Here is a 12,007-nt window from a genome sequence, read left to right as displayed (position 1 = left end):
TCGTTGGTTCGCATGATGCGAGCCGTTAGTGGCCAAGCGGCCACATGCTAAGGATGGTTTATGAAGTTTGAATACCGCCCCGCCCAAAATTATCAGCTCGCCCAGCGCTTAGTGCGCCTGAATATGAAGAACTACTATACCCAGCAACAGGTTGAGTGGAACGCTCAGGCCTTCGTTGATAGCTGGCAGGACTGCGAGAATTATGAGTTGCTGGTGGATGGGCAAGTAGTTGGGGTGGTGCGCTGGCAGGCCCAAGGTGATGACTGGTATATCCGTGATCTGCAGGTGGCTGAGGATTTTCAGAATCAGGGTCTGGGCAGTTGGGCCTTGGAAGCACTGATCGAAGAAGCCCAAGCGGAAGGCATCCACAACCTGCGCTTGCGGGTGTTTCGTGGCTGCCGTGCCCAAGAGCTGTATCAACGCTTCGGTTTTGAAGTGACCCTGCCAGGCGATGTGGTGCTGACCATGAAGCGTTGCCTAACTCACTAATCCTTAAAGTATCGCGCTTATCTTTTCGTATCTCGTACTTGCGGCTTTCGCTTTTGTCGGTAGCCGCCTCCTTCCAAGCAGCCGTTAAGCTGCGACTTTATCCAATTATCAATAATTTGTAGCTTTTTGTGAGCTGATGCGGCGGCCTTACGACCTTTGTCTAGTTGGGCCAGCAGGGTGGTGGATTGATAATTCCTTACAAATAGTATGTGAATTTTCTGTTAACGATCTTGTTTAGCCAGGAGGGCTTATGACCGTTGCCTTAGCAAACCCGAGTTATGCTCAACAGCACCAAGCGAAACTGATTGGCCTAATACTGGGCCCGGTGGTTTTGCTGCTGACGTTGGTGGCAGAGCCTCCCTTTGAAGGCTTGAGCCCGCTGGCGTGGCGTACTATGGGTTTGGCCACACTGATGGCGATCTGGTGGGTGACCGAAGCCGTGCCCATCCCGGTGACCTCCTTCCTACCTATGGTGCTCTCGCCCTTACTCGGAATCGCAACGATTAAAGTGGCTACCGCCAGCTTTGCGCATCCGCTGATCTTCCTGTTTATGGGCGGCTTTATCCTCAGCTTGGGGATGGAGCGCTGGCAGCTGCATCGGCGGATTGCCTTGGCCACCATGCTGGCGGTGGGCGATAAACCGGCTCAGCAAGTGGGCGGATTTATGCTGATCACCGCGTTCTTGAGTATGTGGATGAGCAATACCGCCACCGCAGTCATGATGCTGCCCATCGGTATGTCGATTATTACCTTGGTCACCAAGGACTCCAACGACGATAACTTTGCCCCAGCGATGCTGTTGGGGATTGCCTACGCGGCCAGCATTGGCGGCTTGGGAACCCTGATTGGCACACCGCCAAACGCGCTGTTGGCGGCCTATCTGGCGGATAGCTACGACATTCACTTAGGCTTTGGCCAGTGGATGATGGTGGGCGTGCCCATCTCGATGGTGATGTTGGCGATTTGCTGGGTATGGCTGACCAAGATTAACTATCGCTTGGGTGATGGCGGCAGTGAAGGCTCGCGCGAGCTACTGCGTCAGCAACTGCATCAACTGGGCGCCATGAGTGGTCCCGAAAAAGCGGTCGCAGTGGTGTTCTGCTTAGCCGCGATTGGCTGGATTTTCCGGCCATTGCTGGCCAGCATGACGGGCTTGCCGATCACCGATACCGGTATTGCGATGTTGGCTGCTTTGAGTTTGTTCCTGATTCCAGTGAACTGGCGCGAACAGGTGATGGTTATGGATTGGGATACCGCCAAGAAGCTGCCTTGGGGCGTGCTGATGCTGTTTGGTGGTGGCTTGAGTCTAGCTGCGCAGATCAAAAGCTCTGGCCTGGCCGATTTTATCGGTGCCAGCTTGGGTGAGACCTCTTACCTACCGCTGCTGTTGGTGATTGCGATTGTCACCGCTGCGATTATCTTCCTCACCGAAGTGACCTCCAATACCGCCACGGCGGCAGGGTTCTTACCACTGCTCGGCCCTATTGCGGTATCGATGGGAGAGAGCCCCTTGATGCTGGTGGTACCAGCGGCGCTCGCGGCCAGCTGCGCCTTTATGATGCCGGTGGCCACGCCGCCCAATAGCATCGTGTTTGCCTCCGGCCAGTTGCAGATCAAGCAGATGGTGAAAGCAGGCTTCGCCCTGAATATTGTGGGCGTGGTGCTGATTACAATGGCTGCATATTGGCTAGCCTCGGCGCTGCTAGTGCCTTAGTAGTGCTCCGCTAGTTCAAGTTGCCCGAAATCCTCTCCTGTATTTCGGGCTTTTTTGTGCCTGTTTGGTGGAATTCTACCTGATCGTTCGTGCTGCTACTCAGAGCAGTAAGTGCGCATTTTTGCATGTAAGCTCAAAGACTTGCTCTGAGAGATTCGCTTTACTAAAAGAACTCAAGCAACAGGGAGTGGACCATGGATTTTGTTCTACAAGTTGCGCTGGTGGCGGTCATCTTTATCCTTTTGTGTCGACTGGCGGCATCAATATGGCTACCCATGCTGCGTAAGGAGCACCAACAACAAGAGGTGCTGTTCTCATTCGGTCAGATACTGATCAAGGTATTTCAAGTGCATATCGGGGTGGGGACCTCAGTGGCCATTTTGGCGATGCCGATCTTATACCTCGGCGTGGCTGGGCTGTTTGGCGTGATAGCGGGTATTTGGCTGTGGTACTTCTACTTTCAGCAAGCGTCTTTGCGGATCACGCTGTGATTCAGTTTTTCGTCAGGTAAATGATTAAAAAATAAGATAAAAATGCCAAAATTGAAGTTATTTTGGTAAACAACTTGCTTCATGCTCTCCCGTAGCAAATTTTTGACTATCTAATTTGAGGGTGTGAAGTGAACAAGATGATTTCGGTAGCTTTGGCTACCTCAGCGGTACTTGTTGGTTGTGGTGGGAGCAGTGGTGGTAGTGGTCCAACACCTCCGCCAGTCTACCATTGGCAGATGGCTCAGGTAGTGCAAAAAGAGGCGGCTAACGTCGCCAGTGGTTGTATCGTGTACGGCGAGGTTGCTGGCAGCGATTCTTTGGTTTGGACTGCAGAGCGCGCGATTACCCCGTTCAATATATTGTTCCATGATGCCGATGGCAGCGTGATTAAAACCATCACCGACACCGAACTTGCCCCAGACCTTAAAGCCCGCATCGATACCGCTGAGATCCCCGATGGCGGTTTTGTCTCCCTTGAGGAGTACACCGAAGGGGTCGGCAACCAGCAGGTTTACATGTTCTCAGTGCAAAAAGAGATGCTGAGTTCGATGACCGTTAACCTGCGTAATGGCACTCGCACCGAAGGCTGTTTGAGCGGCAGTCGTTTCGATAACACCTTTGCCATCAATGACAACGCAGTGGTAGATGTGCGAGATGAGCAGCGCTCGGCCTACTTCCAAACCAGCTATACCCCAGATGCCAACTATCTCGGCGGGCGGGATGGTTCGACCGATATTCCGGTGAAGAGCCCTATCCCGCCACGCCATGATGTGTTGGTGACCGCTTTTCAAAACTTTGATGGCGAGCGAGCCACCCAATTGGAAGGCTACGGCTTTGCCACCAGTGCTCACGTGTTCGATAAAGACTTAACCCCGAAGGATCCGCTGCAACTGGAGTATTTTGGCGACCAGGTTTTCTGGGAGGTTGATGCAGGCCTTGAGCTGGATGCTGGCAGCGCAGTTCTGGTGCAGCGTAAGAACAAGAACTACTTGTGGCAATACCTATATCATGGTGAGCCGCTGACCCAGTTTGACGATGCTGAGATTAGCTTCTGGGCTGCCCTGTTTAGCGGTATCGATAGCGTAAGTAATTGGCAGTTCGAAAGCTTTGTGGCCTTGGATGGTGAAGATATCAGTGTGCAACTGCCGCGCGGTATGGCAAGCATCGCAGGGGCTGGAGTGAGTCAGTCCTGCGCTGCTGCGAACTACTGCATCGACTACGGCCGCTCGTTCAGTCCTGCTGATTTTGCGGTGCAGCGCAGCTACTTTGCAGCGATGAACGCTGTAAACGATCGCCTGTTCGTACAGACGGTGGTAGGTGCTCCGGCGGCTAGCCAAGTGATCCCTAGCCCCAGCGTGGTCGACTTCGCCCTTGGTGAGTCGCTAGGCTTTGAGATCTCCCTGTTGCAGGGCGATGCAGAGAGCGAGACTGCCAGTCGCGATGAGGTCCAGTTCCTGTTATCACAAAGCTTCGATATGGAATCGGTTGATTCAAACTACGCCTATGCCAACGGCATGATCTCAACGCCAGACGAGCAGCAAAACCTGCTGAATGCGATGATGAAGCAAGGCGCGCTAACGGTTATTCAAAAGCAGTAAGCGAGCTTGTTGAACGCAATCCCATTGAGTCATCTCGATGGGATTTTTTGTGGCTGATAGAAACTAAAAAGCGACCCATCGGGCCGCTTTTTTTGATTGCGCAGTATTCGAGCTAAGGCTTAGAACAGCTCGCTAATCTTAGGGTACAAGGCTTTGAAGGTCTCACGACGCTTAGCGTAAAGCGCGTGCTGCTCAGCGTTTGGCTGGTGAACTTCTACCAGCTCTGGCACTGGGCAGATAACGTCAAGATCAGCATTTTCGGTAACAGCCAGTTGCGCCAGGCGTGCGGCGCCTAGTGCTGGGCCTACTTCGCCACCCAAGCGGTAAGTTACAGCTTTACCGAATACGTCGGCCAGCATTTGGCGCCATAGCTTGCTGCGTGCACCGCCACCGATAAGGGTGATTTCTTCTGGCTCAAGGCCAGTGGCATGCAATGCATCCAGACCATCGGCGAAGGCAAACGATACGCCTTCCAGTACCGCACGGCACAGATCCAGAGGACCGGTTGAGTGGGTCATACCGAAGAACACGCCTTTGGCTTCTGGGTTATTGTGCGGGGTACGCTCGCCCGACAGGTAAGGCAGGAATACCACAGGGTCATTGGACTCAGGCGCAGCTTCTACCGCTTGTAGCATGCTTGGTACGTCTTTCTGGCCAGTCAGGTTAACCACCCAGTCCAGACAAGATGCGGCGCTCAGGATCACTGACATGCTGTGCCAAGCTCCCGGCAAGGCGTGACAGAAGGCGTGCAGTGCTGATTCTGGGTTGCTCAGGTAGCCATCGCTTACCGCGAAGTATACGCCCGAGGTGCCCAGTGACAGCATGGCTTGGCCAGGCTTGGTGATGCCCACGCCAACTGCGCCTGCTGCGTTGTCGCCACCGCCGGCAACCAGAGGTACCGCAGGCATGCCCCAACGCTCAGCCAGTTCAGGCTTAAGGTGGCCAGTGATGTCGCTACCTTCGAACAGTTTTGGCATCTGCTCAACGGTTAGGCCGGTGGCGTGTAGCAGCTCTTCGCTCCAGTCGCGCTTGGCAACGTCCAGCCACATGGTGCCGGCGGAGTCAGACATATCCGAGGCAAAGTCGCCGCTCATCAAGAAGCGCAGGTAGTCTTTTGGCAGCAGTACTTTGGCGATGTGCTCAAACACTTCCGGCTCGTTTTGCTTAACCCACAGCAGCTTCGGTGCGGTAAAGCCTGGCATCATCAGGTTGCCGCCAATCTCGCGTGAGTTAGGTACCTTGGCTTCTAGCTCAGCACACTGCGCTGCACAGCGGCCGTCGTTCCACAGGATTGCGGGGCGTAGTACGTCGCCATTGGCATCCAACAAGGTGGCACCGTGCATTTGACCGCTAAAGCCAATGGCTTTCACTGAGGCCAGGTTTTCAGCTTGCGCCAGCGCATCGAGTGCGTCTTGAGTGGCGGCCCACCAGTCGGCTGGCGCTTGCTCAGACCAAAGTGGTTGTGGACGAGAAACGGTGAGTCCCGCATTGTGCTGAGCGACGATCTCGCCCTGTTCGTTTTGCAGTACCGCTTTTACGCCTGACGTACCTAAATCAATACCGATGTACATGAAGATTCCTCTTTGATGTCACTTTAGTGCGCTGTTGCGACGCATATGCGGCGATCCTCCACGATCCGTGCTATTGGTCTCAATTACGAATTTTTCTCGGTGTCTTGTGGTTTTTGGGATGCGTGCGAGGTCTCACAGTTTTCTTTGATATGTGCCTCAGCCATTTGTTTAATCTGCGGTTAAACTCAAAGCTATTCCTAGCCAAGGGGGAAATTTGGTAACATCCCACGGCCTTGGGCCAGTTACGCTTTTTCTCAAGGCAATATCGCTGGTTTTTAACACCGACGTGGACGCGGTGTAGCTTTAACGTTGGAGCTCTGCATGTTCGACAAACGCTTTAAGATCACCTTGCTGTTTAATGCCAACAAGGTTTACGACAGAGAAGTGATTCACGGCATTGGTGACTACCTTCAGGCTTCCCAGTGTGACTGGGACATCTTTTTAGAAGAAGACTTCCGCACTCGGATCTCCGGGCTACAACATTGGGTTGGCGATGGTATTATCGCCGACTTTGACGATCCTCAAGTGGAGCAGGCTCTTACTGGCGTGAAGGTACCAGTGGTGGCGGTTGGTAGCTCTTACGAAGACGAGCAGAAGTATCCTAAGTTCCCTTATGTGGCCACCGACAACCGCGCTCTGGTGCAAAGCGCTTATGAGCATCTCAAGTCAAAAGGTCTGGAGTACTTCGCTTACTATGGTCTACCGCTCACCGAGCAAACCCGCTGGGCTGCTGAGCGTGAGATGATTTTCCCTGAGCTGGTCGCCGCCGATGGCTACGAGTGTGCCGTTTACCGCGGTATGGAAACTACCCCGGAGTCGTGGCAGTACTCGATGAACCGTTTGGCCGATTGGGTGCAGTCGCTACCCAAGCCGGTTGGGATTCTAGCGGTCACCGATGCCCGCGCTCGTCACCTGCTGCAGGTGTGTGACCACTTGGGCATTATCGTGCCTGACAAAGTGTCGGTCATCGGTATCGACGATGAAGATTTGACCCGCCACCTGTGCCGGGTGTCGCTGAGCTCGGTTGCCCAAGGTTGCCGGGCAATGGGTTTCCAAGCGGCGAAGCTGTTGCACCGCCAGCTGCAGGGCCAAGATCTTGGCGCGATCCGCCACTTGGTGACGCCAGAGAAGGTGGTGGAGCGTCAATCCACCGATTTCAAAGCCTTGAAAGACCCCTATGTAATTCAAGCGATGCACTTTATCCGCCATAACGCCTGTAAAGGTATCAAGGTTGAGCAGGTGCTCGATTATGTGAAGGTAAGCCGCTCGAACTTAGAGAAGCGCTTTAAGGAAGACATTGGCCACTCGGTTCACCAAGAGATCCACTGCGCCAAGCTGGAGCAAGCGATGAGCCTGCTGCGTAACACCGACCTGTCGACCGCGGATATCGCTGAGCTATGTGGTTACCCGTCGCTGCAGTACATGTACGCGGTGTTTAAGAAAGACTTAAACCTGACACCGAAGGCCTACCGTTTGTCTCGTCAGGAGCGCGACGAGTAAGAGCTGTCGCTATTGGCACTGAAACTATCCAGCCCGAGCATTGTGCTTGGGCTGTTTTGTAATTAAGCTTCAACAACTTAACTTTTGGTGTGGAATAGAGCAGGGAGATGCATGGTGGCAGACAAAATCAATAAGGTATCTATTGTGGGCGGAACTCATGGTAATGAGTTCACCGGGATCTATTTAGTTGAAAAGTGGCAGCAACAGCCACAGTTGATCGCCCGCGACGGATTGACGGTGGAAACCGTGTTTGCCAACCCCAAGGCCCATGGCGAGAACAAACGCTATATCGATAGTGATTTGAACCGCCAGTTTGCCAGCAAAGACCTGGCCGATGCGACGCTGGCTAACTACGAGCAGAGCCGCGCCAAGGTATTGCATCAGCACTTGGGGCCGAAGGATGCCCCAAACAGCGACTTTGTGATTGATCTGCATAACACCACCTCAAACATGGGGCCGTGCTTGCTGCTGGTTCAGCAAGATCCGGTCTACAACCTGCTGGCCGGTTACCTGAAGATGAAGATGCCAGAAGCGGTAATCTTCCGCGATGAAGACCACCTGGCTAAAGATCAGCATCACCTACTGGCTAGCTGCGGCCGCTTTGGGGTGATTGTGGAGGTTGGCCCGCAGTCGCAATCGGTAATACGCCAAGATGTGTTTGAGCAGATGGAGACCATGACCGGGCATATCCTCGACTTCATCCAACTGTATAGCGATGATGCCTTGCCCGAATTGCCTAAACAGGTAGAGGCCTACCTCTATCTGGAAAGCCTGACCCTGCCAGTGGATGAACAAGGGCGCAGAACGGCGATGGTGCATAGCCGGGTGCAAGACCATGATTTTGAGGCCATCCATCCCGGCGACCCGATCTTCCGCAGCTTTAATGGCGAGGATATAAGCTATCAAGGCGAGAAGGTGGTGTATCCCGCCTTTATCAACGAAGCTGCTTATTATGATAATAATCTGGCCATGTCGTTGATGGAAAAAGTTACCATTAAGGTTTACGGCGACTAAGTTTTCTTGATGTTATAGGGTGTTGGCCAAGGCTTATCCAGAATTTAGCTCTGGCCATTCCCTTCTCTTCCGAATATTTCTCCGCTATTTCCCGCTAGCTGTAACTCTTCTCTGACGTTTCAGTGTAAGCCCCCACAGTTTTAGTGCCTTTGTATTGCTAGACTGGTAACGAAGGCTAGGTTTTACTTCGCGCTTAACTTACTATTTACATATTCATTATTAGCCAGGGAGGCAGGATAACGGACATGGAGCAAGCGCTTAAGCCCCAGCATGACGCGTATCAGCATAGCCATTGGCAGGTCTTGCTAGATAGCTGTGTGCGTGCCACCACCTTTTCTGCCGCGGCGCTGTTGCGGGTGAACCATGAGGGCGGGGTGTGTTCGGCGATGGCGGGTGAGCTTAGCTGTGAACTTCCCACCGCCTGTTTGTCTGTGGTTGATCAGTCGCTTCCTCCCCGTGAGCCGGGCTTGGATAAATGGTTTCCAGTGGCCGAGCTCGCGGTTGCCCCCCTGCAGTGTAATGCCTGCTACCTCCAGCAAGATATCTATCAAGAGGGATTGATCCTGTGCCTGTGGGGTGAGCAGATCGAGTCCCAGCTTCAGCGGCATCATGAGGCTGTTTCGCTGGTGGTGGAGGTGATCGAGCAACAGCTCACCGAGATGGGCCAGCCCATCCTCAGCAAGTCTATTCTTGATGCGCTTGGCCATAACTATTTTATTATCGACGGCGAGCTTACGGTGGAGGAGTACCGCCTCTACCGCCCTTTGCCCGATGCCAATATGGTTGAAGGTGGCATTATGAGCATCAAGCAGGTGCTGCATCCGGCGGCGGTGAACGCGGTTGAAGAGGAGCTGAGCCGCCTGCTGGTGGGCGATAGCGCCCGGGTGGATATTGAGTGGCCGGGCTGGCAGTTGATGCTGTTCTCGCAAGACACCAAGCGTACCTTGCTGGTGTTTCACTACACTGAATCCCAGCAACGCCTGCAATATGCCATGGAGCAAAGCGGCGTTGGCTATGCCCTGTTCGATGATTGTGGACGGATCCAGCTGGCCAATGGCGCCTTGGCTACACTCGCTAACCATCAGGTCGAACAGCTACTGAACCGCCCTTACTGGGAGCTATTTGATGCCGGCTTTAGCAAGCAGTTGATGCTGTGGCATCGCTTAGGCTGCAACGGCTATCGCGGAGCGCTACCAAAGCGCTTTGAATGCCGCTTGGAGCACCAAGGGGTGTGGGTGATGCTCGGCATTGTAAGGCTGGAGGGCCAGCACTCGCTGCTCAGTGTGGTGGATATTGATATCGCTAAGCGGCGCCAGCAGTTAGAGCAGCTCAACGCCAAGGCCTTTAGCCACAGCGGTGATGCCATCGCGATTACCGACCAGCAGTTTCGCATCGTGGAAGCGAACCCAGCGTTTTGCCAGCTCTCTGGCTATGCGGTGGAAGAGCTGCGCGGTAATCCCCCGCAATGCTTGGACCCCGGGGTTGAGCGGGAGCGGCAAGAGGTGGAAGACATTGTTGATCTGCTGCTGCGCAACGGCCAATGGCATGGCGAGTTTTACAATCGCAGCAAGGCGGGGCAGTTCTTCCCTTACCTTGTTACGATCAGCGCGATCTACGGCCACCACGGCGATGTGTGCAACTACGTGGTCAACTACTCCGATATCTCTCAGCTCAAGTACAGTGAGCAAAAACTTTATCAGATGGCCCACCACGACAGCCTTACCGGGCTGCCCAATCGTTTGGCCTTTGAGGACTCGCTCAAGCAGGCGATCAGTGTGACTCAGCGCCGTTGTGGGCTGCTGGCGGTGGCGTTTATCGACATCGACCACTTTAAGCGGATCAACGATGAGCTTGGTCATCAGATGGGCGATCAGGTGCTTTGTCAGGTATCGGCGCGGCTGCGTGAAACCTTGCGCCGTAGTGACCACCTTTCCCGCTTGGGGGGCGATGAGTTCGTGGTGCTGCTGCAAAACAACCTGCTGATTGATGATATCGAGCAGACCTTGAACAAGCTACGGCAGAAGATGAATGTCGAGGTCTACCTGCCGAATGGTGACAAGCTGCCGGTTACCCTGAGCATTGGCGCCAGCGTCTTTCCCTACGATGGCCAAGACAGCCAAGTGTTGCTGGAGAGCGCCGACAAAGCGATGTACCGGGCCAAGCGCAACGGGCGCGATCAGGTGCAGCTATTCGGCCGTTACAAAGCCAACTCGTAGCCTTGGCTGCGGCTTGTGATTGCGAGCTCTGCCCCCCCTCGGTACACTCTGCCTTTTATCAAGCAGTACTTATCATGACATCTCAAAAGCTCGCCTATGCCTTTGGTATCTCTGCGGTTTTAATGTGGTCCACGGTGGCGACCGCGTTCAAGTTGGCGCTCGCGGTCGTTAGCCCTGCCCAGCTAGTGCTGCTGGCCTCGCTGTTTTCCATCATCGTGCTGCTTTTATGTCTGCTTAAGCAAGGGCGGCTCTCGTTGGTGTGGCAGTGTGCCCGTTCGCGACCATGGTATCTGCTAAGCCTTGGGGCGATTAACCCCTTTCTTTACTATCTGGTGCTGTTTCAAGCCTACGACTTGCTGCCCGCGCAACAGGCGCAGCCACTTAATTACACCTGGGCTATTACTCTGTCATTGCTCGCAGTGCCGTTTTTAGGTCAACGCCTGCGTCGCCAAGATCTGCTGGCGATGGCCTTGGGCTATATGGGCGTGTTGATCATTGCCACCCGCGGCGATGTGTTTTCCATGCAGTTCGACAGTGTGCCCGGGGTGGTGCTGGCCCTGCTGTCGACCCTGCTATGGGCGGGCTACTGGATCTTAAACACCCGCAATCAGCAAGACCCCATCGCCAGCTTGCTGGTGGCCTTTGTGATGAGCCTACCGATGACCTTTGTCTATTGCTGGTGGAGCGATGGCTTGCCGCCGTTTGAGTTAAAGGCGTGGGCTGGCGCGGCCTATGTTGGTGTATTTGAGATGGGGCTAGCGTTTGTCTGCTGGGTGATGGCTCTCAAGCACACCAACAACACCTCCAGTATCAGCAATCTTATTTTTATCTCACCCTTCTTGTCGCTGCTTTTTATCAACAAGATCCTGGGGGAGAGCATTGAGCCTGCCACCTACGTTGGTTTGGTGGCGATTATCTCTGGATTGTTAGTGCAGCAGTGGCGGGGGAAAGCGCGCTCCGCCAACCAAGCCACTTAAGCATGCCGTTTAGTGAATGCTTATTGGTTACTGCGACAATCAATCGGGATTCGCTAGAATGAACATAACCCATACCAGAGAACGAAAGACATGAGTAAACAAGAGATCTCCGCTCAAGAGCTTATTAGCCTTGCCAATCAGTTGCTGCGAGAGCACGAAGATTACATCGAGGGCTTGGAAGTTCGCGAGGTCAGCCAACATGGTGATGTGCTGACTTTTCGCGGCGAGTCCTTCCTGGATGACAATTTGCTGCCAACGGCTAAGTCTCCTACCGCATTTAATCTCTACAAATGGTTGTGCCATCGCCTGTCAGAGCAATACCAACTGTCAGACTAAAATAAAAGGTTCATCGCGGATCTCCGGGGAATGCTGCTTTTATCTTCAAAAAGAAATACTCGGTATCTCGATAGCCGTAAGCCATCCGCTTCATCAGTTTG

Annotated in this window: 10 protein-coding genes; 9 read left to right on the top strand and 1 reads right to left on the bottom strand. The window is 53.9% G+C overall.

Translation table 11 applies throughout. The features are described from left to right. Positions 1–60 precede the first annotated feature (60 nt). The 4 genes from G462_RS22960 to G462_RS0115105 all read left to right on the top strand — a co-directional run bounded on the left by G462_RS22960 (position 61) and on the right by G462_RS0115105 (position 4,292). Positions 61–489 (top strand): GNAT family N-acetyltransferase, encoded by a 429-nt coding sequence (locus tag G462_RS22960; protein ID WP_051326779.1) that lies wholly within the window; start codon positions 61–63, stop codon positions 487–489. A 250-nt stretch (positions 490–739) separates the two neighbouring features. Beyond that, positions 740–2,203, top strand: a complete 1,464-nt coding sequence (locus G462_RS0115115) for an SLC13 family permease (RefSeq protein ID WP_035477893.1) — start codon at positions 740–742, stop codon at positions 2,201–2,203. Positions 2,204–2,397: 194 nt separating this feature from the next. After that, positions 2,398–2,694 carry a hypothetical protein gene (locus G462_RS0115110; protein WP_026959730.1) on the top strand — a complete coding sequence of 99 codons (297 nt, stop codon included), beginning with the start codon at positions 2,398–2,400 and terminating at the stop codon, positions 2,692–2,694. A 128-nt stretch (positions 2,695–2,822) separates the two neighbouring features. Then, positions 2,823–4,292: a hypothetical protein gene (locus G462_RS0115105; RefSeq protein WP_026959729.1), complete on the top strand. Its 1,470-nt coding sequence runs from the start codon at positions 2,823–2,825 to the stop codon at positions 4,290–4,292. A gap of 119 nt (positions 4,293–4,411) precedes the next feature. Here G462_RS0115105 and xylB read toward each other — a convergent pair whose 3' ends face one another. Beyond that, positions 4,412–5,863 carry a xylulokinase gene (xylB, locus tag G462_RS0115100; protein WP_026959728.1) on the bottom strand — a complete coding sequence of 484 codons (1,452 nt, stop codon included), beginning with the start codon at positions 5,861–5,863 and terminating at the stop codon, positions 4,412–4,414. A 321-nt stretch (positions 5,864–6,184) separates the two neighbouring features. On the opposite strand from xylB, the gene G462_RS0115095 reads away from it, so the two are divergent. The 5 genes from G462_RS0115095 (at position 6,185) to G462_RS0115075 (ending at position 11,906) form a co-directional block, all read left to right on the top strand. Then, entirely contained in the window at positions 6,185–7,363 is a 1,179-nt protein-coding gene (locus G462_RS0115095) for a XylR family transcriptional regulator (RefSeq protein ID WP_026959727.1), read from the top strand. Between the two features lie 111 nt (positions 7,364–7,474). Further along, positions 7,475–8,377 carry an aspartoacylase gene (locus tag G462_RS0115090; protein WP_035477889.1) on the top strand — a complete coding sequence of 301 codons (903 nt, stop codon included), beginning with the start codon at positions 7,475–7,477 and terminating at the stop codon, positions 8,375–8,377. A gap of 245 nt (positions 8,378–8,622) precedes the next feature. Continuing rightward, positions 8,623–10,593 (top strand): diguanylate cyclase domain-containing protein, encoded by a 1,971-nt coding sequence (locus G462_RS24005; RefSeq protein ID WP_026959725.1) that lies wholly within the window; start codon positions 8,623–8,625, stop codon positions 10,591–10,593. 74 nt (positions 10,594–10,667) lie between these two features. After that, positions 10,668–11,570 (top strand): DMT family transporter, encoded by a 903-nt coding sequence (locus G462_RS0115080; RefSeq protein WP_157378632.1) that lies wholly within the window; start codon positions 10,668–10,670, stop codon positions 11,568–11,570. A 90-nt stretch (positions 11,571–11,660) separates the two neighbouring features. Further along, positions 11,661–11,906 (top strand): DUF2498 family protein, encoded by a 246-nt coding sequence (locus G462_RS0115075; RefSeq protein ID WP_026959723.1) that lies wholly within the window; start codon positions 11,661–11,663, stop codon positions 11,904–11,906. Positions 11,907–12,007: the final 101 nt, after the last annotated feature.

The sequence above is a fragment of the Aliagarivorans taiwanensis DSM 22990 genome, from assembly GCF_000429505.1.
Lineage (GTDB): Bacteria > Pseudomonadota > Gammaproteobacteria > Enterobacterales > Celerinatantimonadaceae > Aliagarivorans > Aliagarivorans taiwanensis.
Note: the sequence above shows the minus strand (reverse complement) of the source record. Positions and strands in the feature narration are given on the sequence as shown.

Coding starts and splice junctions, on each gene's coding strand:
- G462_RS22960 (WP_051326779.1), top strand. CDS start 61: ATGAAGTTTGAATACCGCCCCGCCCAAAATTATCAGCTCGCCCAGCGC.
- G462_RS0115115 (WP_035477893.1), top strand. CDS start 740: ATGACCGTTGCCTTAGCAAACCCGAGTTATGCTCAACAGCACCAAGCG.
- G462_RS0115110 (WP_026959730.1), top strand. CDS start 2,398: ATGGATTTTGTTCTACAAGTTGCGCTGGTGGCGGTCATCTTTATCCTT.
- xylB (WP_026959728.1), bottom strand. CDS start 5,863: ATGTACATCGGTATTGATTTAGGTACGTCAGGCGTAAAAGCGGTACTG.
- G462_RS0115095 (WP_026959727.1), top strand. CDS start 6,185: ATGTTCGACAAACGCTTTAAGATCACCTTGCTGTTTAATGCCAACAAG.
- G462_RS0115090 (WP_035477889.1), top strand. CDS start 7,475: ATGGTGGCAGACAAAATCAATAAGGTATCTATTGTGGGCGGAACTCAT.
- G462_RS24005 (WP_026959725.1), top strand. CDS start 8,623: ATGGAGCAAGCGCTTAAGCCCCAGCATGACGCGTATCAGCATAGCCAT.
- G462_RS0115080 (WP_157378632.1), top strand. CDS start 10,668: ATGACATCTCAAAAGCTCGCCTATGCCTTTGGTATCTCTGCGGTTTTA.
- G462_RS0115075 (WP_026959723.1), top strand. CDS start 11,661: ATGAGTAAACAAGAGATCTCCGCTCAAGAGCTTATTAGCCTTGCCAAT.